The organism is Nitrospirillum amazonense, from assembly GCF_007828045.1.
In the GTDB taxonomy this organism is placed as follows: Bacteria; Pseudomonadota; Alphaproteobacteria; order Azospirillales; family Azospirillaceae; genus Nitrospirillum; species Nitrospirillum amazonense_C.
The window spans coordinates 182,470-208,415 of record NZ_VITN01000005.1; the positions used below are offsets into that span (position 1 = coordinate 182,470).

Consider the following 25,946-nt stretch of genomic DNA (forward strand, 5'->3'; position numbering starts at 1 on the left):
TGCCCCACCATATCTAGAGGGCGGCGAGGGCCTGGCCCCCAATCAAGGGGGTCCCCTTTCCCTGCCAGGAACAGTTCCCATGACCACCCATCGCACCAAGGTCCTGATCATCGGCGGCGGCCCCGCCGGTTACACCGCCGGCATCTATGCCGCCCGCGCCAACCTCCAGCCCATCCTGGTCCAGGGCATGCAGCCGGGCGGCCAGCTGATGATCACCACGGAGGTGGAGAACTACCCGGGTTTCGCCCAGGCGGTGCAGGGCCCCGACCTGATGGAGCAGATGCGCCAGCAGGCCGAGCATGTGGGCACTACCCTGGTCTACGACGTCATCACCTCCGTCGACTTCAGCCAGCGCCCCTTCGTCTGCAAGGCCGACAGCGGCGACGAGTTCGTGGCCGACACCGTCATCATCGCCACCGGCGCCCAGGCGCGCTGGCTGGGTGTGGCCGGTGAGCAGGAGTTCCAGGGCGCCGGTGTCTCGGCCTGCGCCACCTGTGACGGCTTCTTCTTCCGGGGCAAGGAGGTCGCGGTCATCGGCGGTGGCAACACCGCCCTGGAAGAAGCGCTGTACCTGACGCACCATGCGTCCAAGGTCACCCTGGTCCACCGCCGCGACGCCTTCCGCGGTGAGAGGATCCTGCACGACCGCGTCTTCGCCAACCCGAAGATCGAGGTGCTGTGGAACCATAAGGTGGACCGGGTGCTGGGCAAGGGCGGGGCGGCCGACGGCGGCTTCGACCTCAACAACCCCAAGCAGGTCACCGGCCTGGCGCTCAGCGACACCGTCACCGGCGAGGGACGTGAGCTGTCGCTGGATGGCGTGTTCGTCGCCATCGGCCACGACCCCGCCACGGCCATCTTCAAGGGCCATGTCGAGATGGATGACGAGGGCTACGTCATCACCGCCCCGGACAGCACCCGCACCAACGTGCCCGGCGTGTTCGCCGCCGGCGACGTGAAGGACAAGGTCTTCCGCCAGGCCGTCACCGCCGCCGGCATGGGCTGCATGGCAGCCCTGGAGGCCGAGCGCTTCCTGGGCGGCCACTGAGCCCCTTCCAGCATCCCCGAGTCACCGAAGCGGGCACCGCCGTTCTGGTACGGTGGTGCCCTTCTTTGTACTAATTCGCGGTATCCGTTCGGGAATTCGCCACCGGGGCGTTGCCAAAACGGCACGATGCGGTGCTAAAATGCCTTATCAGTCTATGGCCTAACCGTGTGGACACCCACAATCGGTAGCGTCTTGGACAAGCTGGGTATATATTCTTTGCATGGCGGCCCGCTTGAGGCCGTCATTTCCGACGGTTCCGCCTGCGGGACCGCACAGTCTTTGACGCATAAGGACCGGGAATGGACTGGGACAAGCTTCGCGTTTTCCACGCGGTGGCGGAGGCCGGCAGCTTCACGCATGCTGGCGAGACCCTGAACCTCAGCCAATCGGCCGTCAGCCGGCAGATCAGCGCGCTGGAGGAAAGCCTCCACGTGCCGCTGTTTCATCGCCACGCCCGCGGCCTGATCCTCACCGAACAGGGCGAGCTGCTGTACCGCACCGCCCGCGAGGTGTTCGCCAAGCTGTCCATGACAGAGGCGATGCTCTCGGAAAGCAAGGAGCATCCGAAGGGCCCGCTCAAGGTGACGACCACCGTCGCCTTCGGTTCCACGTGGCTGACCCCGCGCATCCGGGAATTCCTGTCGATCTACCCCGACGTGCAGCTGACCCTGCTGCTGGACGACAACGAGCTGGACCTGTCCATGCGTGAGGCGGACATCGCCATCCGCATGGTACCGCCGCGGCAGCCCGACCTGATCCAGCGCCACCTGATGACGGTGCGCACGCACCTCTACGGTCACCGCACCTATTTGGAGAAGCGCGGCACGCCGGAGACGGTGGAGGACCTGCAGAAGCACGACCTCATCGCCTATCCGTCCGACGCCAAGGCGCCGGTGCCCAACATCAACTGGCTGCTGGCCCTGGGGGATCCGCCGGGCGGCGAGCGCGACACCATCTTCCGCGTCAACAGCCTGTACGCCCTGTACAAGGCGGTGGAGAGCGGCCTGGGCATCGCGGCCATCCCCGACTACATCATTTCCGAAAGCAACCCCGACTTGGTGCGCATCCTGCCGGACGTGACGGGTCCGCGCATCGACGCCTACTTCGTCTATGCCGAGGAATTGCGCCATTCCAAGCGCATCGCGGTCTTCCGTGACTTCCTGGTGAAGAAGGTCGCGGAAACATTCCCCGCGACGCATGCGCCTACCGCATAGCTGAGACGGCTAATCACCCCTTTAAACGGGGCATCAAAAGATTAAATATTGGCCATCGGATGTTGCGACGCAGCATCCGATGTTTCCTCCAGGATGCCCGTCCTGGAGTGGGCCTTCGGGCCCAACGTCTCCCAGACGTGAAGCCTCCCTGTTCAACTCGCCGGTAAGTCTTCGACTTACCGGCAGTTTTTTTACTTGGTGGTTGCGAAGTACCCCGTCGGGGTTGCTCCAGGATAACTGCGATGCGCAGGCCTGGCCTCTCTGGTTTTTATCTGCCTGATCCATTCCAGCCGTCGCGCATTCCACGCCGGGATGAGGACGGGCCTTTGCCGTTTTGCGTCCCGTCCGGGCTCAAATGTTATGGCCCCATCGACTTGCGACGCTCATGTAGAACGTAAGGATGGGAGACGAGAGTGACTGGACCTGCCACCTGGGGCGCGACATCGGTCGCCCGCTTCCCTTTACAAATCCAGAATTCAACTCTACGCCTTCTGCACGACTATTGGGATATCCTGCGCGGTGATCGCGCCTTTCCCGACAGTTCCGAGGTCGAGGTGGTGGATCTGCCGGTTTCGCCCGGCGGCATCATGCTGGTGGACGTGGCGCCCAACCAGATGGCCTTCACCCTGCATTGGGTCGGCACCGACTACGTTTTGTGGCTGCACCGTGAGTCCACCGGCCTGCAACTGGAAGATCTGCCCCCTTCCCCCAACACCATGCCCTTCGCCCAGATGCTGCGCCGGTCCGCCGACAACGGCCTGCCCCAGACCCGCAGCCTGCCAGCCATCCCCTCCATGACCATCCCCGCCGCCGAGCTGGTGGTGCTGCCCCTGGGCGGACCGCCCCAAAGCGGCATGGCCGGCAAGGTGGCCCGCCTGCTGGTCGGCTGCGCCTTCGACCGCAAGCGCCGGGGCCTACAGGTCATCGGCTGATTTTTTTGCGCCGCAGCTGGTAGCGCTACCTTACGGCGCACCTCGCATCCGATTTGCCGTTACTCGTGGTACCGTATATAGTACCGTCCATTGGCGACTGGTCCGGATGGCATGCGGGTTGTCTTCGATACCGATGTTATGGTCGCGGCGTTGGAAAGTGCCAACGGCGCGTCTCATCAACTGTTGCTGCGGGTCGGGCGGGGCGAGTTGCGGCCGCTTCTCTCCACCAGTCTCTTGCTGGAGTATGAGGCCGTCCTTACCCGGCAAGCCTATCTTCAGCGAACCGGCCTGACGGCGGAAGATGTTCAGGCGGCGTTGGACGACATGATCCGGCTATGTCACCGGGTGTCCGTTCAAATCCGATGGCGCCCAGCCGCCAACGACCCGGACGACGATCATGTGCTGGAGACGGCGTTGAATGGCGGGGCGGATGCCATCGTGACGTTCAACCTGCGCGACTTGGCGAAGGCGGCCGACCGCTTTGGCGTGCCGGTCCTTAGGCCTGGCGAGTTGCTGAGGAGATTGAAATGACGAACGTGAACCTTCGTCTGCCCGACAGCACCCACGAAGCTGCGGTGCAGCGTGCGAAGCAGGAAGGAGAATCCCTCAATGCCTTTATCGTGCGGGCGGTAACAGCACAGCTCGCCGCATCGGGTGAAGCCGACCGGTATTTCGAGCTGCGGGCGGCAAGGGCCAAGCCTGGCGCGCTGATGGATGTCCTAGGTAAGGTCCGGGATGATCTGCCACCGCGTGCTGGTGATGAAGTGAATTAGGCCGCTACCGGCCAAAGAACTCCTTCAGGCGCATCACCGCGCCGTCCAGGATGGCGTCCTGCTTGCTGAAGCAGAAGCGGATGAGGTGCGTGGGCGCCCCTTCCTCGTAGAAGGCGCTGACTGGAATGGCGGCCACGCCGGCGTCCGTCGTCAGGCGCCGGCAAAAGTCCGCATCATCCTCGCCTGGGCGCAGGCCGCGCGCGCCGGTGATGTCGGCCACCACGAAATACGTTCCTTCCGAGGGCAGGACCGGCAGGCCGGCAGAGACCAGGCCCGCCGCCAGGCGGTCGCGCTTGGCCTCCAGCGCCGCCGCCAGCAGGCCGAAATAGGCGTCGTCCTTGGCCAGGCCATAGGCCACGGCCGCCTGCAGGTTGGGCGGGGTGCTGAAGGTCAGGTACTGGTGCGCCTTGGCCACCGGCTGCAACAGGTCCGGGGCCGCCGTGACATAGCCGACCTTCCAGCCCGTCAGCGAGAAGGTCTTGCCGGCGGAGCCGATGCGCAGCGTGCGCCCGCGCATGCCGGGAAGGGTCATCAGCGGCACGTGCCGGCGGCCGTCGAACACCAGGTGCTCATAGACCTCGTCGCACACGGCTAGGCAATCGTGCGCGATGATCTGGTCCGCCAGCAGCCGCAACTCCTCCGCCGACCAGACCTTGGCCGCCGGGTTCAGGGGGTTGTTCAGCACCACCAGCTTGGTGCGCGGGCTGAAGGCGGCGGCCAGTTCATCCGGGTCCACGGTCCAGCCCGGCGGCCGCAGGCGCACGAAGCGGGGGATGCCGCCCGCCCGGCGGATGATGGGGACGTAACTGTCGTAGAGCGGCTGGAACAGCACCACCTCATCGCCCGGCTCGATCAGGCCGAACAGGCAGGCGGCCAGCGCCTCGGTGGCGCCGGAGGTCACCATCACCTCCCGCTCCCAATCCACCTCCAGCCCGTAAAAGCGGGCCGCGTGGGTCGCCACGGCCTGGCGCAGGGCCGGTAGGCCCATCATGGGCGGATACTGGTTGTTGCCCTCCAGCAGCGCGCGGGCGGCCACCTGCAGCACATCCTCCGCCCCCCTGTCGTCGGGGAAGCCCTGGCCCAGGTTGATGGCGTTGTGCGCGCCCGCCAGCCGCGACATGGCCTCGAAGATGGTCGTCCCGTATCCCGACAGGATGGCGTTACCCGATCGCACCTGGCGCTTCCTCCCAACCTCTTGGCCAACCCTTCCGGGGTCCTTATACGGCTCGCGCCGGATCTCCAGATCCGGTCCCAGATCCGCCCCGCGCGTGACACCCATCGTCCGGGTCAATCACGGAATGGTCAAGGCGTTGAAAAGACAAAGGGCCGCGGCGTGACATCCACGCTACGGCCCTCGCCTTGTCCTCGGGAACTTGCGTAGGGTCAGGCGTTGCCGGCCACGGTCATCGCGGCCAGCTCGCCCTGGTCGTTGGCGGCGACGTCGTTGGCGGCGGCCAGCACCTTGGCGGGCACGCGCACCGGGGCGCCCTGGGCGGTGCGGTGGCGGTGGCGCCAGGCGTCGAAGCGGCCGAACAGCGGGCGAACCAGCCGGGGGGCGTGGTCGCGGGCGCGCACATAATGGCGGCGGGCCGAGACCGAACTGCGCAGCACCATCAGGCCGCCCACCGCCAGCAGCGGCGTGGAGACAGGGCCGGGTATGGGCAGGGACAGCACGCCCAGGCCCATGACCAGCCAGCCCGACGCCTGCAGCGCCGGACGGCGCAGGCGGGCGATTTCAACCCTGGGCAAGCTGGCAACGGTCAACATGGGGGATGGTCCCGGCGGAAGGTCGCGGCACCGGATCGGCCGCGTGGTCAGTGATGACGGGAGATTTGGCCGAAATTGAGATGGAAGCTAGGCCCCCCTGGGGCAATGCCGATTTGTGTGCGTTGCAACCCGATTGGGTAAGCCAACGGCGCGGGCCCCGAAATGGGCCCGGCCCAGAAGGAAAAAGGGCGGAACCCAAGGATTCCGCCCTTTTCCCAACGATATCCTGGGGCCGGGCAACCGGCCCCACCCGTCGTTACGCCGCCGGCGGCGTCCAGCGCAGGACTGGCTTGCGCGCCGCGGCAGTCTCATCCAGACGGCGGCGGGGGGTGTAGCGGGGGGCCGCCAGGAAGTGGGCGGCGTCACCCGCCTTGGCCTTGCCCGCCAAGTGCCGCATGGCGCCGATGAACTGGTCCAGCGTGGTCTTGGACTCGGTTTCCGTCGGCTCGATCAGGAAGGCGCCGTGCACGACCAGGGGGAAATACATGGTCATGGGATGGAAGCCTTCGTCGATCATCGCCTTGGCGAAGTCGAGGGTGGTGACGCCCGTGTCCTTCAGGAAGCGGTCGTCGAACAGGGCCTCATGCATGCAGTAGCCGTCGAACGGCACGCTCATCAGATCCTGCAACCGCGCCTTCAGGTAATTGGCGTTCAGCACGGCGTCGCTGGAGGCTTGGCGCAGGCCGTCGGCCCCGTGGCTCATGATATAGGCCAGGGCGCGGACGAACATGCCCATCTGGCCGTGGAAGGCCTTCATGCGGCCGAAGGGCTTGGACTCCCCCTCCACCTCGCCCTCATGCTCCACCAGGCGGAAGCCGTCGGCTCCGTGCACCACGTACGGCAGCGGGGCGTAGGGGGCCAGCGCGTCCGACAGGACCACCGGGCCGGAGCCCGGGCCGCCACCGCCGTGCGGGGTGGAGAAGGTCTTGTGCAGGTTGATGTGCATGGCGTCCACGCCCAGGTCCGCCGGGCGCACCCGGCCGACGATGGCGTTGTAGTTGGCGCCGTCGCAGTAGAAATAGCCGCCGGCGGCGTGCACCGCGTCCGCGATCTCCTTCACCTGGGGCTCGAACAGGCCGCAGGTGTTGGGGTTGGTCAGCATGATGCAGGCGACGTCGGGGCCCAGCTTGGCCTTCACCGCCTCGACACTGACGCGGCCATTGGCCTCGGCCGGGATGGCGTCCACGGTGAAGCCGCAGAAGGCCGCCGTGGCCGGGTTGGTGCCGTGCGCGGACTCCGGGACCAGCACGCGGGTGCGGCCGGCCTCGCCCCGGGCCTGCAGCGCGGCGCGGATGGCCATCAGGCCGCACAGCTCGCCATGGGCGCCGGCGGCCGGCGACATGGCCACGGCCGGCATGCCGGTCAGGGTCTTGAGCCAGTGGGCCAGCTGGTCGATCAGTTCCAGGGCGCCCTGGACGGTGGACTGCGGCTGCATCGGGTGGATGTCGCCGAAGCCCGGCAGGCGCGCCAGCTTCTCGTTCAGGCGGGGGTTGTGCTTCATGGTGCACGACCCCAGCGGGTACATCGTGCTGTCGATGCCCAGGTTCTTCTGGCTGAGGCGCGTGTAGTGGCGCACCACCGTCGGTTCCGACAGGCCGGGCAGGCCGATGCCCTCACGGGCCTTCAGGCCGCCCAGGCGGCTGGCGACGGCGGGCACCGCCTCCAGATCCACGCCGGTGACGCCGGGGTTGTCCAGCTCGAAGATCAACGGCTCTTCATGCACCAGGGCACGGTTGCCGGTGTAGGTGCCCACGTCGGTGGCCGCCGCCGACTCGATGTCGGGCGTGGTCTTGCGTCCTTGGGTGTTCATCACTGCTTGCCTCCCAGGGCCTGAACGAGGGCGTCCATGTCGTCTTCGGTGGTCGTCTCCGTCACCGCCACCAGCAGCAGGTCGGCGAGATCCGCCTGGCCGGGGTGCAGGCGGGAAACGGGCACGCCGGCCAGCAGCGGTTCCGCAGCCAGTTTGTCGACCAGGGCCGCCGCGTCGCCCGACACCTGGACGGTGAACTCGTTGAAGAAGCCCTGGTTCAGCACGGTCACGCCGGCCGCGGCCAGCTTGTCCGCCAACTGCGCCGCCTTGGCGTGGTTCAGCCGCGCCAGGCCGGTGAAGCCCAGCTCGCCCAGCAGCGACAGGTGCATGGTGAAGGCCAGCGCGCACAGGCCGGAGTTGGTGCAGATGTTGGACGTGGCCTTCTCGCGGCGGATGTGCTGCTCACGCGTGGACAGGGTCAGCACGAAGCCGCGCTTGCCGTCCGCGTCCACCGTCTCGCCGCACAGGCGGCCGGGCATCTGGCGCACGAACTTGTCGCGGGTGGCGAACAGGCCCAGGTAGGGCCCGCCGAAGTTCAGGCCGTTGCCGATGCTCTGGCCCTCGGCCACCACGATGTCGGCCCCCATGGAGCCGGGCGACGGCATGAGCCCCAAGCTCACCACCTCGGTCACCACCACCACCAGCAGGGCGCCCTTGGCGTGGCAGGCCTCGGCCAAGGGGGTCAGGTCGGCGACATAGCCGAACAGGGTGGGGTTCTGCACGACGACGCAGGACGTCTTGTCGTCGATGGCCGCCGCCAGATCCTCGATCCCCTTGGGGTCGGCCGGCAAGGTCGCCAGGTCCACGCCCAGCACGCCGGTGGTGGTGGCGGTGACGTCGCGGTAGTGCGGATGCAGCCCACCCGACAGCACGGCGCGGTTGCGGCGCGTGACGCGGTTGGCCATCAGCACCGCCTCGGCGCAGGCCGTGGCGCCGTCGTACATGGACGCGTTGGCCACATCCATGCCGGTGATCAGCGCCACCTGGGTCTGGAACTCGAACAGGTACTGCAGGGTGCCCTGCGTCACCTCGGGCTGGTACGGCGTGTAGCTGGTGAGGAACTCACCGCGCGTCAGCAGCTGGTCCACCGAAGCGGGGACATGATGGCGGTAGGCGCCGGAGCCTAGGAAACTGGGGCAGCTGCCAGCGGGCACGTTGCGGGCGGCCAGGCGCGACAGGGCGCGCTCCACCTGCAGTTCGCCCTGGTGTGGGGCCAGGCCGGCGATGGGCTGGGTCAGGTGGGCCGCCGCCGGGACGTCGCCGAACAGCGCGTCCACCGACGGGGCGCCGATGGCCGCCAGCATCTCCTGCCGGTCGGCCTCGGTCAGGGGCAGATACCGCATCAGTGCTGACCTTCCACGAAGGCGTCATAGGCGGCCTGGTCCATCAGGCCGTCCAGCTGGGCCGGGTTGGCCAGCGTCATCTTGAAGAACCAGCCGGCGCCCTGCGGGTCGCTGTTGACCAGGGCCGGCTCGTCGACCACGGCCTGGTTGCCCTCGACCACCGTGCCGTCCACCGGCGCGAACACCTCGCTGGCGGCCTTCACCGATTCCACCACGGCGGCGTCCTTGCCCTTGGTCAGGGCGCGACCGGCCTCGGGCACCTCGACGAACACCACGTCGCCCAGCTGGCTCTGGGCGAAGGTGGTGATGCCGACGGTGGCGACGTCGCCGTCGACGCTGATCCACTCATGGTCTTCGGTGAAACGGATGGTCATGGTTCTGCTCCTTGGGGGAAAGGCGTTCATCAGGCAAAGGCGGGCCCGGCACCGGCCGGGCCGCGCGATGGGGATCAGCCGCGGTAATAGCGCTGCGGCACGAACGGCAGGCTGGCGACCTTGGCCGGCAGGGCCTTGCCGCGCACGATCAGCGACAGGGGCGTGCCGACAGCGGCGTTGGCGGCGGTGACGTAGCCCATGGCGACGGGGGCGTTGGCGCTGGGGCCGAAGCCGCCGGAGGTGACCTCGCCCACCGTCTGGCCGCTGGCGTCCTGGATTTCTGTATGTTCACGCGCCGGCGCCCTGCCCTCGGGCTGGATGCCGACGCGGTAGCGCGCGGCGCCCTCGGCCAGCTGGCGGCGGACGATGGCGTCGCCGGGGTAGCCCCCCTCCTCCCGCCGGCGCTTGGAGATGGCCCAGGTCAGGCCGGCTTCCACGGGCGTGGTGGTGGTGTCGATGTCGTGGCCGTAGAGGCATAGGCCGGCTTCCAGGCGCAGGCTGTCGCGGGCACCCAGGCCGATGGCCGCCACCTCGGGTTCCGCCAGCAGTAGGCGGGCCACGTCCTCGGTGCGGTCGGCGTCGATGCCGATCTCATACCCGTCCTCGCCGGTGTAGCCGGAGCGGGCGATGGTCACGGGAATGCCCTTCAGGCTGGCGCTCACCATGGACATGAAGGGCATGGTGGCGACCTCGGGCAGGAAGCGCGCCAGCACGGTGGCCGCCACGGGACCCTGCAGGGCCAGCAGGCCCCGGTCATCGCCCAGATATTCCACCTCGACGCCCGGCAGACCCGCCACCAGGTGCGCGATGTCCGGCCCCTTGCAGGCGGCGTTCACAACCAGGAACAGGTGGTCGCCGCGGTTGGCGATCATCAGGTCGTCCAGAATGCCGCCCTGGTCGTTGGTGAAGAAGCTGTAGCGGATGCGCCCTTCCTTCAGGGCCTTCAGCTCGCCGGGCACCAGCTTTTCCAGGGCGTCGACCACGCCGTCGCCGCGCAGGATGACCTGGCCCATGTGCGACACGTCGAACAGGCCCACCTGCTCCCGGGTGTGCAGATGCTCCTTCAGCACGCCCAGGGGGTACTGCACCGGCATGTCATAGCCGGCGAAGGGCACCATCTTGGCGCCCAGCTCGCGGTGCAGGGCGTTCAGGGGAGTAAGGAGCAGGGGCGAATCGGTTTCACTGGACATAGGTGCTGGACTCCCGGTGGACGAGTTCCTCCCGCGCGGACGGATTCCGCGCGGGCTCGCCCCCCTCTGTCCCGGACCCTGAGAGATTCACGGGCACCCACATCCTGTCGCCAGGAAGGTCCCGCTTACTCCGTCGGTGGGCTTGTGGCCTCCAACACCGGAAATCCACCCCAAAGGGGTGGTTCAGGCGTTGCTATGAGGCCGGGCCGCTTTCCAGATGCGCTTCTTCCTCGCGGTCCTTTTGCCTGAGAGTTTCCGGGGGCGGTTGCTCCTTCGGCGCCGGTCCTAGCGGGTAGCCCACAGGGGGCCGGTCTCTCCCGCGAGATGTCATCAGCTTCGCGAGCGCACCCTAATCCAACGGGCCCCAAAAAGTAAAGGCGGGCCGCTGCCCCGCGGCCCGCCTTCCCCCTGGTGGTTCCCCGGCCCTGGCGCCCCTGCCCGGCCGGCCGAACCTTCACACCGTACTTCCTGCGCTTACTTCCCGGCCGCAACCGGCGGCGCCGGCGGCTTGGAATTGAAGCGGATGTTGGCCTCCAGCTGCTCTGGCGTCAGCTGGAAGCCCACCAGCACCTCGTAGTAACGGCCGTCGACTTCCGGGCTCAGCGGGATGAACTGGGTCAGACGCTCCACCGAACCGCCGCTGCCGGTGCTGACGTCCAGCGTGACGTTGTAGGTCTGCTTGGTCAGGATCTTGCGGTCGGCATTGGTGACGGCGACGAAATAGGTCAGCGGCAGCGGGCCGCCGGTGTAGGCCGGCCCCGTGCTGGCGCCCACGCGCAGCTCTTCGGTCATGGTGACGCCCTTCTCGGCATACTCGCAGCGGCCCTCGATGTTGGGCATCACCGCGGTGTAGCTCAACTGGCCGTTGGCGCCGGGCACGCCCACCGACGAAGCGTCGCGCACGATGGCCACGGTCGGGCAACCCGGACGGTAGCCGACGTTCTTGTTGGCGCATGCCGCCAGCGACAGCATGAGAGGCATCCCCAAAAGCAGGGCCAGGCGGCCGCGGGTGCCTTTCCTGGTGGGCGAACCTATATTAGTGTCCGTGTGGATGTTCATTGAAGCGGGGCTCGTCTGGAGTTGGACGCCGGCCGGCGTCGGGGCCCCGCGACAATAGAGAAGCAGCCATACCGGCACAAGACATCGACTGCGCCGTCCCTATATTGATAGGGCGACCAGATTTAACGTAACGGCGCTGGCGATCCACGGACGCGCCGTTTTATGATCCGCCGCCATGATCGGCCCCTTACCCGGGGCTTACCGGAACCGAGTAGACCCAATCACCATGACCAAGCCGACGCTCAACATCCTCCTGGCCTCCCCGCGCGGTTTCTGCGCCGGTGTGGACCGCGCCATCCAGATCGTCGAGGTGGCGTTGCAGCGGTATGGCGCACCGGTCTATGTGCGGCATGAGATCGTGCACAACCGTTTCGTCGTGCAGGGCCTGGAGGCCAAGGGCGCCATCTTCGTGGAGGAATTGGACGAGGTGCCGGACGGCCGCCCCGTCGTGTTCTCCGCCCACGGCGTGCCCAAGTCCATCCCGGCGGAGGCGGAGAGCCGACAGCTGCTGTATGTCGACGCCACCTGCCCGCTGGTGTCCAAGGTCCATCGTGAGGCGGAACGCCACTTCGCCGACGGCCGCCAGATCATCCTGATCGGCCATGCCGGCCACCCCGAGGTGGTGGGCACCATGGGGCAGCTGCCGCCGGGCGCGGTGCTGCTGGTGGAGTCGGAGGAGGACGTGCGCACCGTCCAGGTGGACGACCCGCTGAACCTGGCCTTCGTCACCCAGACCACGCTGTCGGTGGACGACACGGTGCAGATCGTGGCCGCGCTGAAGGCCCGCTTCCCCGCCATCGCCGGGCCGCGCAAGGAAGACATCTGCTACGCCACCACCAACCGCCAGACGGCGGTGAAGGCCATCGCCGAGAAGGCGGACGCCATCCTGGTGCTGGGCGCGCCCAACAGCTCCAACTCCATGCGACTGGTGGAGGTCGCGGCCAAACACGGTTGCGTCAATTCCATGCTGGTGCAGCGGGCCACCCAGATCGACTGGTCCATGATGGACAAGGTCAAGGTGCTGGGCATCACCGCCGGCGCCTCGGCCCCGGACATCCTGGTGCAGGAGGTTATCGAGGCCTGCCGTGAGCGCTACGATGTCCAGATCGAGGAAGTCGTGACCGCGGTGGAAAACATCACCTTCAAGCTGCCGCGCGGCTTGGCGGCGGAGTGATTCCGGGCCCCTGACCCCTGGCTTCCCATGGCGACACGCGCCCACATCCTGTTCGACACCGCCATCGGCGCTTGCGCGCTGGTATGGGGGCCGGATGGGATCGTGGGCGCGCAATTGCCCGAGGGCGGGCCTGAACAGGCCGGGGCCCGGCTGGCGCGGCGTTTCCCCGGCGCCATGGCGGCGGCGGAGCATGACCTGCCGCCCGTGATCAGCGAGGCCCGGGCCCGTATCCGGGCCTTGATGGCGGGGGAGGCGGTGGACATCGCCGACATCCCCCTCGACCTTGCCGGTCTCGATCCCTTCGCTCTTCAGGTTTATGCCGTGACCCGCGCCATTCCGCGCGGGGAAACACTGACCTACGGCACGGTTGCCGGCCGGATCGGCGCGCCGAAAGAGGCGGCTCGGGCGGTGGGCCAGGCGCTGGGCCACAACCCCATTCCCATCCTGATCCCTTGTCACCGCGTGCTGGCGGCGAGCGGCGGCACCGGTGGCTTTTCCGCCAGGGGCGGCATCGACACCAAGTTCCGCATCCTGGCCATCGAGCAGGCCAGGACGGAAGCCGATCGCGCACAGGGCCCCGGCCTGTTCGGAGATCTGCCACTGGCGATCCAGCCCCGCTGATCTCCGTCTATCGTCACAGCCTGATTGGCCGAGCCTATCCTGGCGCAGGGCGCCCGTGGCCAGCCTGATGGAGATTTAAGCATTTTTTGAAACAGAAAAAGGCTACGATGTGGCATTGTGTTAGCGAAGGAAATCCCGCGATGACCTTGAATTTAGAAAATTTCCTCTATCCGAACATTCCAACGACCCATTGGCAGATGCAGCCATCCGAGCGTATGGCGCTCACGGGGCTTTTGGCCCGCCTACGTCCTCAAGTCGCCCTTGAGATCGGCGTTTTTTATGGCGGCAGCCTCAATCTCATCTCCCAATTTGCGGAGCGCGTATGGGCGTTGGACATTGATCCCCAGGTTCTAGAGCGCTTTCCCAAGCCGGCCAATGTCGACATCCGCATCGGTGATTCAAATACGATGCTGGCGACCATGCTGGCGGAATTGAATAGCCAGGGGCTGACCCCCGATTTCATCTTGCTGGATGCCGACCATTCCACTGAAGGCGTGCTCCGGGACCTTCAAGTACTGCTGACCATCCGCCCACGGGCGCCGATGGTGATTGTGATGCACGACAGCGGCAATCCGGCCTGCCGCCAAGGCATGCTGTCCGCCCCCTGGGCATCGAATCCTTATGTACATGACTTGGACCTGGACTTCGTGCCGGGCCAGATCGTCCCCGGCGGCAGCGGCAAGTATGAGGTTTGGGGCGGCATTGGGCTCGCGTACCTGCATCCTGAGCCGCGGGACGGCGATCTGATCATCCGGACAACCGGCTTGGCCACCATCCTTCAACTGCATCGCGCCACCGCCGCCTGATTTCGGATGGGTTGGAGGGTGGCCCGAACACGCCGGAATTTGGACCGGCATATCTGACATAATGGTACCGGCCCCCACCGCCCGAGCAGCGTTGCGCGTTCAAAGGAAGCGCAGTCGCTCAGGCGGCGGGGACCGGTCGGGACGGTCCCCCGCGAACCGTCCGATAGCGTCACTGGGCCGATGGGCTTACCAGTGGGCGCGGTAGAAGCTGCGGCTGACGTAGATGTCCTCGCGGTCGGCGTATTCGCTGTCCAGCACCAGGGCCAGGACGCCGTAGACCACCAAGGTGGCGCCAAAGAAACAGAACAGGCTCAGCACCGTCAGGACGCGGATGAAGGTGGCCGGCAGACCGGTGTAGCGCGCCAGGCCGGCGCAGACGCCGAACAGGACGGCGCGGCTGGGGTCCTTGGCCAGGCGATGGCGGCGCATGGTGGCGGAAATACGCTGAAAGCTCCTCATAATCCCCTCTCCCGTGTTCATAAGGCGCAAGGTGCGCCGGTGTTCAGTGAAGCCAAGCGCCGGCGGGCGCTGCGGTCGTGTGCCGGTCGTCTCGAACCTGGCCTTGCGGGCTGGCTTAGCCCTGCGGGTTGGCGCGGCTGGCCACGCGGGCCTTCAGCGCCTCAAGCTCGGCGGTCACCTTGTCGTCGCCCAGGGCGTCGATCTCGGCGGCCAGGCCGCGCGGCTGGCGCCCCATCTCCATGACCTCGGCCTCGCTTTCCAGCAGGTCGATGTCGCGTTGCAGGGTGCCATAGTGGGACAGCGCCTCTTCCAGGCGGTTGTCGTGGATTTGGCTGCGCAGGCGCAGGCGGGCGGTGGCGCTGCGGTGCCGGGCCATCAGGCTGCCCTGGCGGGCCCGGGCATCGGCCAGCTTGGCCTCCAGCCGCGCCACGTCGTCGGCGCCCTTGGCCAGGCTGTCGCTGATGGCCTGGATCTCGCGCCGGATGGGGTCGGCGGCGTCGGCCAGCCGGGCCTTGGCAACCAGGGCACCCCGGGCCAGATCCTCGCGACCCTTGGTCACCGCCAGTTCGGCTTTTCGGTCCCATTCCAGCAATTCGAACTCGACATCGCGGTATCGGACCTCCAGCTCCTTGCGGCGGGCCATGGAGCGCACGGCTTCCGCCCGCACCTCCACCAGCGTGTCCTCCATCTCCTGGATGACCAGGCCGATCAGGCGTTCCGGATCTTCAGCCCGGTCCAGCATGGCATTCAGGTTGGCATCGATGATGTCGCCGAGGCGGGAAAACAGTCCCATGGCAGGCGTCCTTGAGATGAGGCGGTGGCGGACGGAGGCGCCCCTTTGGGGCGGTACTAAGTCGCTTAGAACAGGCTGACGATGGCAACCGACAGCAGGGCGGTGACGGCCAGCAGCGGCAGGTGGCGCACCAGGGACGACAGGGCCCGCGGGGTGTGGCCGGCGTGGGCGGTGAAGGTCCGGGTGGCGGCGGTCATGGTCAGGTCGGTCATTTCAATCTCCGTGAACGGAAGCTCGGTTGTCTCGGGGGCCGGTCGCCGTGGCGGTGTCGGCCGTGTCCCATCAAAAGCAACTGCCGTGCCAGTTCCAGGTCCATGCGATAATGCCTTGTTTTTGCTGCATAAAAATTTTTTCCCCTCAACAAGGGAAGCGACACCGTGATAGTTTGCGCCACTAAATCGCCGAATTCGCTACTCAGGCCACGGCCGACCGCCCCGGGGCTGGAAAAGGCGCGATCCGCGCCGCCGCGACCATTGACCCCGGCCGGGAATCCCGCTACCTCGCAAGGCATGGCCGTCTATACCGAAGTCACCGATGAGGAACTGCGCACGTTCATCGCCGATTACGCGATCGGCGAGGTGATCTCGTGCAAGGGCATCGCCGAGGGGGTGGAGAACTCCAACTTCCTGCTGGTGACCACGGACGGGCCCTACATCCTCACCCTCTATGAAAAGCGGGTGAATCCGGCCGACCTGCCCTTCTTCCTGGGTTTGATGCGCCATCTGGCGGCGCGCGGCATCGTCTGTCCCCAGCCGGTGCCCGGCCGTGATGGCGAGGCCTTGCGCGTACTGGCCGGCCGGCCGGCGGTCATCGTCACCTTCCTCACCGGCATGTGGCCGCGCCGCATCCTGCCGGAGCATTGCGCAGCCCTGGGCGCGGCCCTGGCCCAGCTGCACCTGGCCGGGGCCGACTACGCCACCCCGCGTCCCAACAGCCTGTCACTGGACGGCTGGCGCGCCCTGGTGACGGCGACGGCGGACGGGGCCGACGGCGTGAAGCCCGGCCTGAAGGCGGCCCTGGCGGATGAACTGGCCGCCCTGGCGGCCCTGTGGCCCGGGCGGGATGGCCGCCCCAGCCTGCCCCAGGGCATCATCCACGCCGACCTGTTCCCGGATAACGTCTTCTTCCGCGATGGCGCCCTGTCCGGCCTGATCGATTTCTATTTCGCCTGCAGCGACATGCTGGCCTACGACCTGGCGATCTGCCTGAACGCCTGGTGTTTCGAGCCCGACGGCGCCTTCAACGTTACCAAGTCGCGCCTGCTGCTGGCCAATTATGCCAAGGTGCGGCCGCTGGCGGCGGCGGAGGTGGCAGCCCTGCCCCTGCTGGCGCGTGGCAGCGCCCTGCGCTTCCTGCTGACCCGTCTGTATGACTGGGTGAACACACCCGCCGGCGCGCTGGTGAAACGCAAGGACCCGCTGGAGTACTTGCACAAGCTGCGCTTTCACCAGCAGGCCCTTGGCCTGGCCGACTACGGCTTGGCGCCAGAGGAATTGACGTGACCGACACCCCCGCCCCCCCGAAGGTTCCCAGCCTGCGTGTAGAGATCTTCACCGACGGCGCCTGCAGCGGCAACCCCGGCCCCGGGGGCTGGGGTGCCATCCTGCGCTGGAACGGCACGGAGCGTGAGCTGAAGGGCGGGGAGCCCGACACCACCAACAACCGCATGGAACTGATGGCCGCCATCCAGGCGCTGGAGACGCTGAAACGGCCGGTGAAGGTGGACCTGCACACCGACAGCCAGTACCTGCGCGACGGCATCACCAAATGGATCCACGGCTGGCGGGCCAAAGGCTGGCTGACCGCCGACAAGAAGCCGGTGAAGAACGTGGATCTGTGGCAGCGGCTGTCCGCCCAGGCCGACCGGCACGAGGTGGTGTTCCACTGGGTGCGCGGCCATGCCGGCCACCCCGAGAACGAACGCGCCGACCAGCTGGCCCGCGAGGGCCTGGCGGAAGCGCGCGGCAGATAGTTCAGTTCCGCCAGACGCCGGACCCACATTCCGTGGCCTCGGTTAATCCTCATCTTTCAGTTCGCTGACGCTCCCCGGAATGTTCCGGCGTGGGCTCACGCGGTAAAACTGAGGTTATGCTGAAAAAAGGCCCGCGCCAGTCACGGAACCGGCGCGGGCCTTTCGGTGTTATCACCCTGGTTTTACAGGTTCTTCAGCACCGCCTCGGCGCTGGACACCTCGAAGGCGCCGGGCTTTTCCACGTCCACCCGCGTCACGACGCCGTCGTCGATGACCAGGGCGAAGCGCTGGCTGCGGTGGCCCAGGTTGTAGGCGGTGCCGTCCATGGTGAGGCCGAGTTCACGGGTCAGCGTGCCGTTGCCGTCGGGCAGCATGAACACCGTGTCGCCCACGTCGTTGGCCTTGGCCCAGGCCTGCATCACGAAGGGGTCGTTGACGGCCAGGCAGATGACGGCATCGACGCCCTTGGCCTTCAGCGCGTCGGCGTTCTGGATGAAGCCCGGCAGGTGCTTGGCGGAGCAGGTGGGGGTGAAGGCACCGGGCACAGCGAAAAGGACGACCTTCTTGCCCTTCAGCAGGGCGTCGGTGCTGGTCTCCTGCATGCCGGCTTCGGTCAGGTGCTTGATCGAGACGCTGGGGAAGGTATCGCCAACCTGGATGGTCATGGACTGGAACTCCCGTTGATGTTGGCCTGGGATATTTGGCCTGGAGCGTAAATGCCGGAGGTGCTGGATGGTTCAGGCCCTGTGGTTCTATGTCCCACGGGGCGGTATGGGCAAGGGAAACGGGTATCCACCCCTTGTCAGTCGGCGCCGGCGCGCAATATGACCAGAATAGGGACGTTTCCCCGCCCCCACGGGGGCGACGGAGCGATGCGGCCATGCTACGCTGAAGGCATGGACAGGCAGTATGACAGCGCCGGCCACAGGGGCCGGCCCCCGGTGGCCGCCCCTGGCGAAGGACCGGGTGACAAGGGAAGGCGCCGCCCATGAAGGACACTACCATCCGACGTTTCCTGACCGGGCAACTGCTGGTCGCCATGCCCGCCATGCCGGACGAGCGCTTCGCCCGTACCGTCATCTATGTCTGCGCCCATACCGACGACGGCGCCATGGGCCTGGTGATCAACCGGCTGTTTGATGGTATCGACGCCGGTGGCCTGCTGGAGCAGTTGGGCATCGACGGCGGTGATCCGGATGACCGCCTGCGCGTCCATTTTGGCGGGCCTGTTGAACCGGGCCGGGGCTTCGTACTGCACAGCACCGATTACCAGCGCGAAGGGACGCTGCGGGTGGAGGATGAGGTGGCGCTGACCGCCACGGTCGATATCCTGCGCGCCATCACGGAAGGGCGCGGCCCCCGCCAGTGCCTGCTGGCTCTGGGCTACGCCGGCTGGGCCGCGGGCCAGCTGGATCAGGAAATGCAGGCCAATGGCTGGCTGCACGTGCCGGCCGATGCCACCCTGCTGTTCGACGACGACATGGAAACCAAGTGGGAGCGGGCCATCGCCAAGCTGGGCGTCAGCCTGCCCATGCTGTCGGCCGAGGTGGGGCACGCCTGAGGGCCATCCTTTCCCGCCATGCCTTGCCGCCGCCATCTTCACAATCGAGGATGGGTGGCATGACCACCATCGCCCTTCCCCGCCCCGTCCGCGCTGCCGCGCTGATCCTGTCAGCCCTGGCCATACCCCTGTCCGGCCACGCGGCTGAAACCCCACAGCACTTGCGCCTCGGCTATGACGTCTATGTCGGCGGGCTGAAGATGAGGCGCATGACCCTGGAAACGGAGATCAAGGGCGAGGACTATCGCGTCACCGTGGGGGCGGAGGCCGGCGACATGCTGGCCCGTCTGATCAAGTGGTCCTACACCGCCGAGGCGGACGGACGTTTCGGCGGCGTCAACGGCGTCGCCCCACGCCACTTCCATAGCCTGCGCACCCTTCGGGACAAGAGCTGGGACGCGACGCTGAGCTATGCCGCCCCTTATGGCACACGCGATACGGCCGTGACCTTCACCCAGACGCCCCCGCCCTCGCCCGACGACGCCAACGCCGTGCCGGCGGACCAGCGCCCCGGCACCGTCGACCTGCTGAGCGCCGCCGTCGCCATCAGCCGCCATGCCGAGGGCGGCGACTGCGCCAGCCGCCTACCGGTCTATGACGGCCGCCGCCGCTATGACGTGCTGATGGAAAGCCGGCCCCGCCGCCATATTGAAAAGTCGGACTATACGGTGTTCGACGGCGACGCCATCGGCTGTCACGTCGCCATCCTGCCGGTGGCGGGCTTCCAACCGGCGGGGCGTGGCAGCCAGAACTTCTGGACCGCGGCGCCGGACGGCAAGCCCCGCGGCTTTGACCTGTGGGTCGGCCGGCCGATACCAGGCGGTCCGGTGGTACCGGTGCGGCTGGAGGCGGGGGAGCTGTTCTTCACCCATGTCATCGGCCATCTGGTCCAGGTCGACGTCCTGCCACCTTCGCCCTGAGCCCCCTCCGTCAAGTGCGCCTGAGTCGGCCCTGCCCCCTATCCCTTCCGTAAAAGCGACCCCTTTTTCGCCCCTGACCGTCTGGTCAGGATAGGCCGCATGGGCGTCCCATCGGTCGCCTGGGCGCACCGGCACGAATTTTGGTCTTAGACAGCTGAAAAGGTTTACGACTTGGCAACCGTTCAGGAATTATATGAAACAGGGATGCGGGTGTACGATTGTAGGAGATCGCCCCCGCCACCGCGGTTGCCTCCACCCCTTTTCGACACCACCTTTCGCGACAAGGTTCCGCCCCCTGTCCCACGCCGCACCCCTTCTCGTTTCGGATCAGCCAGCCATGGGCTGCGAGGCCACCGAACGCCAGTACGCCGCCATTCCCGTCCGGGTGCAGGACGGACAGCTGCAGGTGATGCTGATCACCTCGCGGGAAACGCGGCGCTGGGTGGTGCCCAAGGGCTGGCCGGAAAAGAAGCTGAACGCCCGGGGCGTGGCCGCCAACGAGGCGTTCGAAGAGGCGGGCCTGATCGGCACCATTCACAAGAAGCCGCTGGGCACCTTCCACTATTACAAGGTCATGCCCACGGGTAAGCGCCTGCCCTGCGCCGTCGACGCCTATCTGTTCGAGGTGGAGCGGGAGCTGGAGGACTGGCCGGAAAAAGGCCAGCGTGAACGCCGCTGGGTCAGCCCCTCACAGGCGGCCTTGATGGTCGCGGAAGGCGGCCTGGTCAGCATCCTGCTGTCACTGGCCAGCATGGCGGGCGGCGACGAGGGCTGAGGTGCCTGGCCGCCCGAGTCTGGATCGCGCCTCTTTTCATGCCGTGGACGCCCCTCTCCTCCGCCCCGATGCGCTACACTTGTATTCCCGTTTCCTGATGCACCATCGCCCAATGGCGGCCAACCGTCCTACGCATTTAAATTCGCAAAAATGAATTAACAAATTATCCGTTTGCTATATCCTCTCCGCCAAAATGCATAAGAGATGGGCTGTGAACCGATATGCCTGCTCCAGGTCATATTAATATTAACCTGAGTTGCCCAGCGCGCCGGCAAGCGCCGATTGCATGCGCCCATCGGGCTTGGTCGTGCCCGCTACCACCGGGCTAAACCTCCGCATTCCTCCGCAATCACATCCGCACCAGCGCGCAGCCCGCCGCTGGGCCTGTCCTTGACACTGAAATCCATGTTCTCAGGAGCATTCCCCACCATGCGCACCGCCGTCCCGACCCGTTCCAAGGCCCTGCTGCTCGGCGCCTCCGTCCTGGCGCTCGCCACGTCGTGGCAACACCCGGCGCGGGCTGACATCAACGTTACGGGCACGTCGGCGGCCGTGACCATCACCTCGGGCAATCTGGCGAATAGCGGCACCATCAGCAGCAGCACGTTCATCGCGGCGGTCAACGCCTCCGGTTCCGTGGGGACGATCGCCAACACCGGCACCATCAAGCTGGCCGGCCCCTATGTCGGGCTGTCCGGCGTTGGTATGACGATCCAGGGTGCGACGATCGCCGGCACCTATCAGCCCGCCACGATCGGCCTGCTGAGTAACGGCGCGGGCGCCACCATCCTGGGGGGCGCTTCGGGCGTCCGGATCGACGGCGCCACCATCGGCACCATTGCGAACAGTGGCACCATCACGACCTCTCCCTCCTACGGCGCGGGCGCGGCCATCAGCGCCGCCGCCCAGCTCTGGGCTGGCTCGGGCTTGCAGACCGTTACCGTCGGCACGCTGACCAACAATGCCGGCGGCGTAATCGGCGGCGGCATCAACTTCGCTGGCAGCACGATCGGCACCCTGGTCAACTCGGGCCAGATCATCGCGCAAAGCGGCTTTGGCAGCGCCGCGATCACCCTTGGCAGCGCCACACTCTATTCGTCCACGTTCAATGGATCGATCTACACGACACAGTCTATCGTGGCCCTCGGGGGCATCGGCACCATCATGAACAATGCCGGCGGCACCATCGCCGGGGACATCTTGGTCCGTGGAAGTGGGGCCACAATCGGAATTATCGACAATGCGGGCCTGATCACCGGTTCCATCACGGGAACGCAAGCCACGATCGGCAGCCTCCACAATGAGGTCGGTGGCAGCTTGGCGGGTGTCACGCTCACCGGTGGCAGCATCGGCAGCTTCGTTAACAGCGGCACCATCGCACCGGCCCCCAACAGCTATGTTTACAGCGGTGCCGTCAATCTGGGCGCGAGCAGCGTTTACACCGGGTCCGACACAACCGTCGTGCCCAGCAACATCGGCATCATCAACAACCAAGCCGGCGCCACCATCGCCGGGGGCTTGCAGGCCCAGGGCGCAACCATCGGAACGTTCACCAACGCCGGCGGCATTGGCGGGGGCGTCAATCTCGGCGCTTACAATAACTTCGGGTCCAACACGACCGTCTTGCCCAGCAGCATCGGTACCATCAACAACCAAGCCGGCGCCACCATAGCCGGGGGCTTGCAGGCCCAGGGCGCGACCATCGGAACGTTTAACAACGCCGGCGGCATTGGCGGGGGCGTCAATCTCGGCGCTTACAATAACTTCGGGTTCAACACGACCGTCTTGCCCAGCAGCATCGGTACCATCAACAACCAAGCCGGTGGCACCATTACGGGAGGCTTGGCTGCCGTCGCATCCTCGATCGGCGCGTTCAACAACGCCGGCTTGATCAGCGGTGGCGTTAACCTGGGTGCCGCGATCCCCTACACCTATTCCAGCAGCGGCACGGGCTACACCTATATCTACGGCGCGGTGACCTCCACCATCGGCCAGTTGACCAACGCGGCCGGCGCCACCATCACGGGCGGCAGCGGCCTGACGGCGACCGGCGCCTCCATCGGCACGCTCACCAACGCTGGCATGATCCAGGGCAGCGTGAATCTCGGCGGAGCCAGCACCTCCACCTTCAGTTCCAATGGGACAACGTACAGCAGCACGTATTCCAGCGTGGACTCCACCATCGGAACGCTGATCAACAAGGCCAACGCCAGCATCACCGGTGGCGTCTACATCGGCGGCACGGTGGGAACGTTCGACAATGCAGGCATGATCGGCTCCATCGGCACCTACACTTACAACTCCTATGGCCTAAGCTTTGGCAGCAATTCCAAGGCCACCCTCATCAATAACGAAACGGGCGCCACCATCGCCGGTTTTGCTGGTCTGAACTTGAGCGGTACAGACGTTGGTACGCTGAGCAACAGCGGCCTCATTGAGAGCTTGAACAACACCGCCATCACCGGCGGCCTCAAGTCCTCTTACAACTCGGTGACGTCGAGCTATGCGTATTCGGCTGCGAGTATCGGCACCCTGACCAATGCGGCCGGCGGCACCATTCAGGGTTACTACGGTGGCATCCAATATCAAGGCTCCATCGGCACGCTGATCAATGACGGCCTGATCGCCACGGAAAGCGGCAGCGGCGTCTCGATCGCTGGGAATGGTGCCACGGCGGCGATCGGCACGCTGATCAATGGCGTGCACGGCACCATCAGCAGCCTTTATTACTCGGGCGCCATCGCTGTTTCGGGAGCCACGATTACGGCTCTGCAGAATGATGGCCTGGTAAGCGGTGGCACCTCTGGCAGCGCCATTCTGGTCTCGGGAAACTCTTTCTACGCATACGATACTGTTCACGGCACCTACGGAACCACCTATTTCACTGGGCAGATCAATACGATCAGCAACAGTGGGTCTGGCAGCATCACGGGCAGTATCGGTATTAATGTATACGGCGACAGCCATGTTGGCACGTTGAGCAACGACGGGCTGATCCAGGGATCAACGGCAGCCGGTATCGCCTTAAATTACAACTACAACAATGGCACCCTAACCCCGCATTTGGACACCCTGCTCAACAACAGCGCGGGGACTATTACTGGCAACACCGCCGTGTATATCGAATCCGGCACGTTAGGCACCTTGGTCAACAACGGGCTGATCAGCGGCACGCTGGCCGCCATCAACGGACAGAATAACAATTTTTACCTGAGCACGTCGGGCCAGCCTTCGATCAGCACGCTGGTGAACACGGGCATCATCACAGCAACGGGAACCCTGATTGGCACGGTCACAAGCCAGGGAGCCGCCATCAGCATCACCGGTATCAACCTCGGCACGCTCAGCAACAACGGCCTAGTCTCCGGCACTTCAGCCCTGGTAGCGCTTGGTTTCGACCAGGGGACCTACCACACGATCGGTACAATTGGCCTGATCGAGAACTTATCTGACGGCACGCTGATCGGTACTGGACAGTCAGCCGCTGTATCCTTGCAAACAAATGTCGACACGATCCGCAATGCGGGCCTGATTACGCAGCAGGGCACAGGCACCGTAGGCGCGGGAATTGCCGTTTCCGGCGGCACCGTGGGGACGCTATGGAACCAAACGGGTGGAACCATCAACGGGACGGGCAGCGCCGTTGAGTTGGAGGCCGTTATTGACACGCTGGGGAACAGCGGCTTGCTGCAAGGTGGGGTAGCTGGAATTCGCTTACCAAGCGTTGCTATAAGTATCTTCTCACAAACAGCATCGGCCCAAACCAGTAGCATAGGAGCCATGAGCAACACCGGCACCATCGCTGGTGGCGTGAACGGAATCGATAGCGCAGGCCAAATTGGCGTCCTGACCAATGGTGGCTCCATCATGGGCAGCACAGGTGCCGGTATCTCCAATGTCGGCAGCGTGTACAATCTTTCCATCACCGAGGGCTATTTCCCCATCTTCAACGGGGGAACGACAATTACCCGCACGGTGTCCAGCGCGGGCGGCACCATCGGTACGCTGGCCAATAGCGGCACAATTGCAGGAGGCCAGAGCGGTATCGTGAATGGCCTATCCTCGGCAATCCAGACGGTAACCACATCCATACAGGCCTATCAGTCCGCCACCACGGTGATCGGTACCACCGGCCCCATCGGCGGCACCATTGGCACCCTGATGAACAGCGGGACCATCCGGGGCGTGGCCGGGGCCGGCATCGACAACGGCGCCGCCACTGCGGTCATCGGCACCATCGTCAATAGCGGGCTGGTCCAAGGCGGCCAGACGGGCCTCATCAACGCCGGCACCATCGGCACCCTGACCAACAGCGGCACCATCACCGGCGCCGTGGCGGCCATCCGTGACAGCGGCACGCTGGGACCGGTCACCAACACCGGCGTCATCGCCGGCGATATCGTCCACACCGCCGCGTCCGACCTGTCCATCACCGGCGGCAGCGGCACCACGTTCGGCACCCTGACGGGCGTCAACGGCGCCCGCGGCACCCTGTCCAGCACGGCCGGCAATGTGACGCTGGCTGGCAATCTGGTGCTGAGCGACAGCGTCAGCATCGCCGGCCACACCCTGGTGGAGAATGGCGGCAGTCTGGTGCTGACAGCCCCCACCACCATCACCGGCAATTATGCCCAGACGGGCGGCACGCTGACGGCCATGGCGGTCGGCGGCACCGTGGGCGGCCTGCAGGTCAGCGGCAGCGCCGGCATCAGCGGTGCCACCGTGGTGCTGACCTCGCAATACGCCTACGGCCTGACCAGCGGCGCTAGCTACACCATCGTGGCGGCCGGCGACGCCGCCTCCAGCTATGCCAGTGTGACCGCACTGGCCCCGGGCTACAATTCCACCACCGTCACCAGCACGGTGGTCGGCGGCCAGACCGACCTGATCGTCAGCGTGGGCAACAGCAGCCTGTCGGCCGGCGGTACGGCCACTATCGCCGGCGGCGCCGGGGCCCTGGACCAGATGACGGGCGGCGCCCTGGCCATCACCGGCGGCACGCCCACGGTGGGGTCCATTGCCGGCGGCACGTTGACCCAGACCAGCGGGTCCGCCAGCCTGGGCACCGTCTCGGGCGGCACTATCGCCCTGGGCGGCGGCAGCGCCACCCTAGGCACCATCGCCGGCGGCACCCTGACCCAGACCAGCGGTTCGGCCAGCCTGGGCACCGTCTCGGGCGGCACCATCGCGCTGGCTGGCGGCAGTGCCGCCCTGGGCACCATCGCCGGCGGCACCCTGACCCAGACCAGCGGTTCGGCCAGCCTGGGCACCGTCTCGGGCGGCACTATCGCCCTGGGCGGCGGCAGCGCCACCCTAGGCACCATCGCCGGCGGCACCCTGACCCAGACCAGCGGG

25 protein-coding genes and 1 riboswitch are annotated in these 25,946 nt (G+C 66.3%); of the genes, 14 read left to right on the forward strand and 11 right to left on the reverse strand.

The features are described from left to right. Positions 1-79: 79 nt before the first annotated feature. From trxB to FBZ89_RS10575, 5 genes are all read left to right on the forward strand, one after another. On the forward strand, positions 80-1,048 hold the full coding sequence (trxB, locus tag FBZ89_RS10555; RefSeq protein WP_145749943.1) for a thioredoxin-disulfide reductase: 969 nt from the start codon (positions 80-82) through the stop codon (positions 1,046-1,048). Between the two features lie 299 nt (positions 1,049-1,347). After that, positions 1,348-2,262 carry a LysR family transcriptional regulator gene (locus FBZ89_RS10560; RefSeq protein ID WP_088871934.1) on the forward strand — a complete coding sequence of 305 codons (915 nt, stop codon included), beginning with the start codon at positions 1,348-1,350 and terminating at the stop codon, positions 2,260-2,262. 413 nt (positions 2,263-2,675) lie between these two features. Continuing rightward, positions 2,676-3,194, forward strand: a complete 519-nt coding sequence (locus tag FBZ89_RS10565) for a PAS domain-containing protein (RefSeq protein WP_145749944.1) — start codon at positions 2,676-2,678, stop codon at positions 3,192-3,194. 111 nt (positions 3,195-3,305) lie between these two features. Further along, on the forward strand, positions 3,306-3,725 hold the full coding sequence (locus FBZ89_RS10570) for a putative toxin-antitoxin system toxin component, PIN family (protein ID WP_145749945.1): 420 nt from the start codon (positions 3,306-3,308) through the stop codon (positions 3,723-3,725). Then, complete coding sequence (locus FBZ89_RS10575; protein WP_145749946.1) at positions 3,722-3,967, forward strand: YlcI/YnfO family protein; 246 nt, start codon at positions 3,722-3,724, stop codon at positions 3,965-3,967. Before FBZ89_RS10570 ends, FBZ89_RS10575 begins: the two co-directional genes overlap by 4 nt. A gap of 4 nt (positions 3,968-3,971) precedes the next feature. Here the strand turns inward: FBZ89_RS10575 and FBZ89_RS10580 are convergent, their stop codons facing one another. The 7 genes from FBZ89_RS10580 to FBZ89_RS10605 all read right to left on the reverse strand — a co-directional run bounded on the left by FBZ89_RS10580 (position 3,972) and on the right by FBZ89_RS10605 (position 11,423). Continuing rightward, positions 3,972-5,141 (reverse strand): aminotransferase, encoded by a 1,170-nt coding sequence (locus FBZ89_RS10580; protein WP_145749947.1) that lies wholly within the window; start codon positions 5,139-5,141, stop codon positions 3,972-3,974. Between the two features lie 209 nt (positions 5,142-5,350). Next, the gene (locus FBZ89_RS30820) at positions 5,351-5,734 is read right to left on the reverse strand and encodes a hypothetical protein (RefSeq protein ID WP_186457289.1); all 384 of its coding nucleotides are present in this window, start codon (positions 5,732-5,734) and stop codon (positions 5,351-5,353) included. A 256-nt stretch (positions 5,735-5,990) separates the two neighbouring features. Further along, the gene (gene gcvPB / locus FBZ89_RS10585) at positions 5,991-7,544 is read right to left on the reverse strand and encodes an aminomethyl-transferring glycine dehydrogenase subunit GcvPB (RefSeq protein WP_145749948.1); all 1,554 of its coding nucleotides are present in this window, start codon (positions 7,542-7,544) and stop codon (positions 5,991-5,993) included. Then, entirely contained in the window at positions 7,544-8,887 is a 1,344-nt protein-coding gene (gene gcvPA, locus FBZ89_RS10590) for an aminomethyl-transferring glycine dehydrogenase subunit GcvPA (RefSeq protein ID WP_145749949.1), read from the reverse strand. The genes gcvPB and gcvPA overlap by 1 nt, the downstream gene beginning before the upstream one ends. Then, on the reverse strand, positions 8,887-9,261 hold the full coding sequence (gene gcvH, locus FBZ89_RS10595; RefSeq protein WP_145749950.1) for a glycine cleavage system protein GcvH: 375 nt from the start codon (positions 9,259-9,261) through the stop codon (positions 8,887-8,889). The genes gcvPA and gcvH overlap by 1 nt, the downstream gene beginning before the upstream one ends. A gap of 74 nt (positions 9,262-9,335) precedes the next feature. Next, on the reverse strand, positions 9,336-10,451 hold the full coding sequence (gene gcvT / locus FBZ89_RS10600) for a glycine cleavage system aminomethyltransferase GcvT (RefSeq protein ID WP_145749951.1): 1,116 nt from the start codon (positions 10,449-10,451) through the stop codon (positions 9,336-9,338). A gap of 223 nt (positions 10,452-10,674) precedes the next feature. Then, positions 10,675-10,781: riboswitch (glycine riboswitch) on the reverse strand. A 144-nt stretch (positions 10,782-10,925) separates the two neighbouring features. Then, on the reverse strand, positions 10,926-11,423 hold the full coding sequence (locus FBZ89_RS10605) for a hypothetical protein (RefSeq protein WP_145749952.1): 498 nt from the start codon (positions 11,421-11,423) through the stop codon (positions 10,926-10,928). A 313-nt stretch (positions 11,424-11,736) separates the two neighbouring features. Here FBZ89_RS10605 and ispH point away from each other — a divergent pair, with 313 nt between their 5' ends. From ispH to FBZ89_RS10620, 3 genes are all read left to right on the forward strand, one after another. Next, positions 11,737-12,684 (forward strand): 4-hydroxy-3-methylbut-2-enyl diphosphate reductase, encoded by a 948-nt coding sequence (gene ispH, locus FBZ89_RS10610; protein WP_004272219.1) that lies wholly within the window; start codon positions 11,737-11,739, stop codon positions 12,682-12,684. Positions 12,685-12,711: 27 nt separating this feature from the next. After that, positions 12,712-13,305 carry a methylated-DNA--[protein]-cysteine S-methyltransferase gene (locus FBZ89_RS10615; protein ID WP_145749953.1) on the forward strand — a complete coding sequence of 198 codons (594 nt, stop codon included), beginning with the start codon at positions 12,712-12,714 and terminating at the stop codon, positions 13,303-13,305. 140 nt (positions 13,306-13,445) lie between these two features. Further along, positions 13,446-14,111 (forward strand): class I SAM-dependent methyltransferase, encoded by a 666-nt coding sequence (locus tag FBZ89_RS10620; RefSeq protein WP_186457290.1) that lies wholly within the window; start codon positions 13,446-13,448, stop codon positions 14,109-14,111. A 186-nt stretch (positions 14,112-14,297) separates the two neighbouring features. Here FBZ89_RS10620 and FBZ89_RS10625 read toward each other — a convergent pair whose 3' ends face one another. The 3 genes from FBZ89_RS10625 to FBZ89_RS30825 form a co-directional block, all read right to left on the reverse strand. Next, positions 14,298-14,570 (reverse strand): PspC domain-containing protein, encoded by a 273-nt coding sequence (locus FBZ89_RS10625; RefSeq protein WP_186457291.1) that lies wholly within the window; start codon positions 14,568-14,570, stop codon positions 14,298-14,300. 115 nt (positions 14,571-14,685) lie between these two features. Further along, complete coding sequence (locus FBZ89_RS10630) at positions 14,686-15,363, reverse strand: PspA/IM30 family protein (protein ID WP_145749956.1); 678 nt, start codon at positions 15,361-15,363, stop codon at positions 14,686-14,688. A gap of 65 nt (positions 15,364-15,428) precedes the next feature. Further along, complete coding sequence (locus FBZ89_RS30825; protein ID WP_186457292.1) at positions 15,429-15,575, reverse strand: hypothetical protein; 147 nt, start codon at positions 15,573-15,575, stop codon at positions 15,429-15,431. Between the two features lie 297 nt (positions 15,576-15,872). Here FBZ89_RS30825 and FBZ89_RS10635 point away from each other — a divergent pair, with 297 nt between their 5' ends. Next, positions 15,873-16,865, forward strand: a complete 993-nt coding sequence (locus FBZ89_RS10635) for a homoserine kinase (RefSeq protein WP_145749957.1) — start codon at positions 15,873-15,875, stop codon at positions 16,863-16,865. Next, on the forward strand, positions 16,862-17,335 hold the full coding sequence (gene rnhA / locus FBZ89_RS10640; RefSeq protein ID WP_145749958.1) for a ribonuclease HI: 474 nt from the start codon (positions 16,862-16,864) through the stop codon (positions 17,333-17,335). Before FBZ89_RS10635 ends, rnhA begins: the two co-directional genes overlap by 4 nt. Before the next feature lie 182 nt (positions 17,336-17,517). Here the strand turns inward: rnhA and FBZ89_RS10645 are convergent, their stop codons facing one another. Beyond that, on the reverse strand, positions 17,518-18,000 hold the full coding sequence (locus FBZ89_RS10645) for a peroxiredoxin (protein ID WP_145749959.1): 483 nt from the start codon (positions 17,998-18,000) through the stop codon (positions 17,518-17,520). Positions 18,001-18,323: 323 nt separating this feature from the next. Between FBZ89_RS10645 and FBZ89_RS10650 the strand changes: the two genes are divergently transcribed. From FBZ89_RS10650 to FBZ89_RS10665, 4 genes are all read left to right on the forward strand, one after another. Further along, positions 18,324-18,896 (forward strand): YqgE/AlgH family protein, encoded by a 573-nt coding sequence (locus FBZ89_RS10650; protein WP_145749960.1) that lies wholly within the window; start codon positions 18,324-18,326, stop codon positions 18,894-18,896. A gap of 59 nt (positions 18,897-18,955) precedes the next feature. Further along, the gene (locus FBZ89_RS10655) at positions 18,956-19,816 is read left to right on the forward strand and encodes a DUF3108 domain-containing protein (protein ID WP_186457293.1); all 861 of its coding nucleotides are present in this window, start codon (positions 18,956-18,958) and stop codon (positions 19,814-19,816) included. Between the two features lie 337 nt (positions 19,817-20,153). Further along, complete coding sequence (locus FBZ89_RS10660; RefSeq protein ID WP_145749962.1) at positions 20,154-20,591, forward strand: NUDIX hydrolase; 438 nt, start codon at positions 20,154-20,156, stop codon at positions 20,589-20,591. A gap of 429 nt (positions 20,592-21,020) precedes the next feature. Beyond that, positions 21,021-25,946 (forward strand): beta strand repeat-containing protein (locus tag FBZ89_RS10665; RefSeq protein ID WP_186457294.1); only part of this gene is annotated, 4,926 nt, incomplete at its 3' end.

Coding starts and splice junctions, on each gene's coding strand:
- trxB (WP_145749943.1), top strand. CDS start 80: ATGACCACCCATCGCACCAAGGTCCTGATCATCGGCGGCGGCCCCGCC.
- FBZ89_RS10560 (WP_088871934.1), top strand. CDS start 1,348: ATGGACTGGGACAAGCTTCGCGTTTTCCACGCGGTGGCGGAGGCCGGC.
- FBZ89_RS10570 (WP_145749945.1), top strand. CDS start 3,306: ATGCGGGTTGTCTTCGATACCGATGTTATGGTCGCGGCGTTGGAAAGT.
- FBZ89_RS10575 (WP_145749946.1), top strand. CDS start 3,722: ATGACGAACGTGAACCTTCGTCTGCCCGACAGCACCCACGAAGCTGCG.
- FBZ89_RS30820 (WP_186457289.1), bottom strand. CDS start 5,734: ATGTTGACCGTTGCCAGCTTGCCCAGGGTTGAAATCGCCCGCCTGCGC.
- gcvPB (WP_145749948.1), bottom strand. CDS start 7,544: ATGAACACCCAAGGACGCAAGACCACGCCCGACATCGAGTCGGCGGCG.
- gcvPA (WP_145749949.1), bottom strand. CDS start 8,887: ATGCGGTATCTGCCCCTGACCGAGGCCGACCGGCAGGAGATGCTGGCG.
- gcvH (WP_145749950.1), bottom strand. CDS start 9,261: ATGACCATCCGTTTCACCGAAGACCATGAGTGGATCAGCGTCGACGGC.
- gcvT (WP_145749951.1), bottom strand. CDS start 10,451: ATGTCCAGTGAAACCGATTCGCCCCTGCTCCTTACTCCCCTGAACGCC.
- FBZ89_RS10605 (WP_145749952.1), bottom strand. CDS start 11,423: ATGCTGTCGCTGGCGGCATGCGCCAACAAGAACGTCGGCTACCGTCCG.
- ispH (WP_004272219.1), top strand. CDS start 11,737: ATGACCAAGCCGACGCTCAACATCCTCCTGGCCTCCCCGCGCGGTTTC.
- FBZ89_RS10615 (WP_145749953.1), top strand. CDS start 12,712: ATGGCGACACGCGCCCACATCCTGTTCGACACCGCCATCGGCGCTTGC.
- FBZ89_RS10620 (WP_186457290.1), top strand. CDS start 13,446: ATGACCTTGAATTTAGAAAATTTCCTCTATCCGAACATTCCAACGACC.
- FBZ89_RS10625 (WP_186457291.1), bottom strand. CDS start 14,570: ATGAGGAGCTTTCAGCGTATTTCCGCCACCATGCGCCGCCATCGCCTG.
- FBZ89_RS10630 (WP_145749956.1), bottom strand. CDS start 15,363: ATGGGACTGTTTTCCCGCCTCGGCGACATCATCGATGCCAACCTGAAT.
- FBZ89_RS30825 (WP_186457292.1), bottom strand. CDS start 15,575: ATGACCGACCTGACCATGACCGCCGCCACCCGGACCTTCACCGCCCAC.
- FBZ89_RS10635 (WP_145749957.1), top strand. CDS start 15,873: ATGGCCGTCTATACCGAAGTCACCGATGAGGAACTGCGCACGTTCATC.
- FBZ89_RS10645 (WP_145749959.1), bottom strand. CDS start 18,000: ATGACCATCCAGGTTGGCGATACCTTCCCCAGCGTCTCGATCAAGCAC.
- FBZ89_RS10650 (WP_145749960.1), top strand. CDS start 18,324: ATGAAGGACACTACCATCCGACGTTTCCTGACCGGGCAACTGCTGGTC.
- FBZ89_RS10655 (WP_186457293.1), top strand. CDS start 18,956: ATGACCACCATCGCCCTTCCCCGCCCCGTCCGCGCTGCCGCGCTGATC.
- FBZ89_RS10660 (WP_145749962.1), top strand. CDS start 20,154: ATGGGCTGCGAGGCCACCGAACGCCAGTACGCCGCCATTCCCGTCCGG.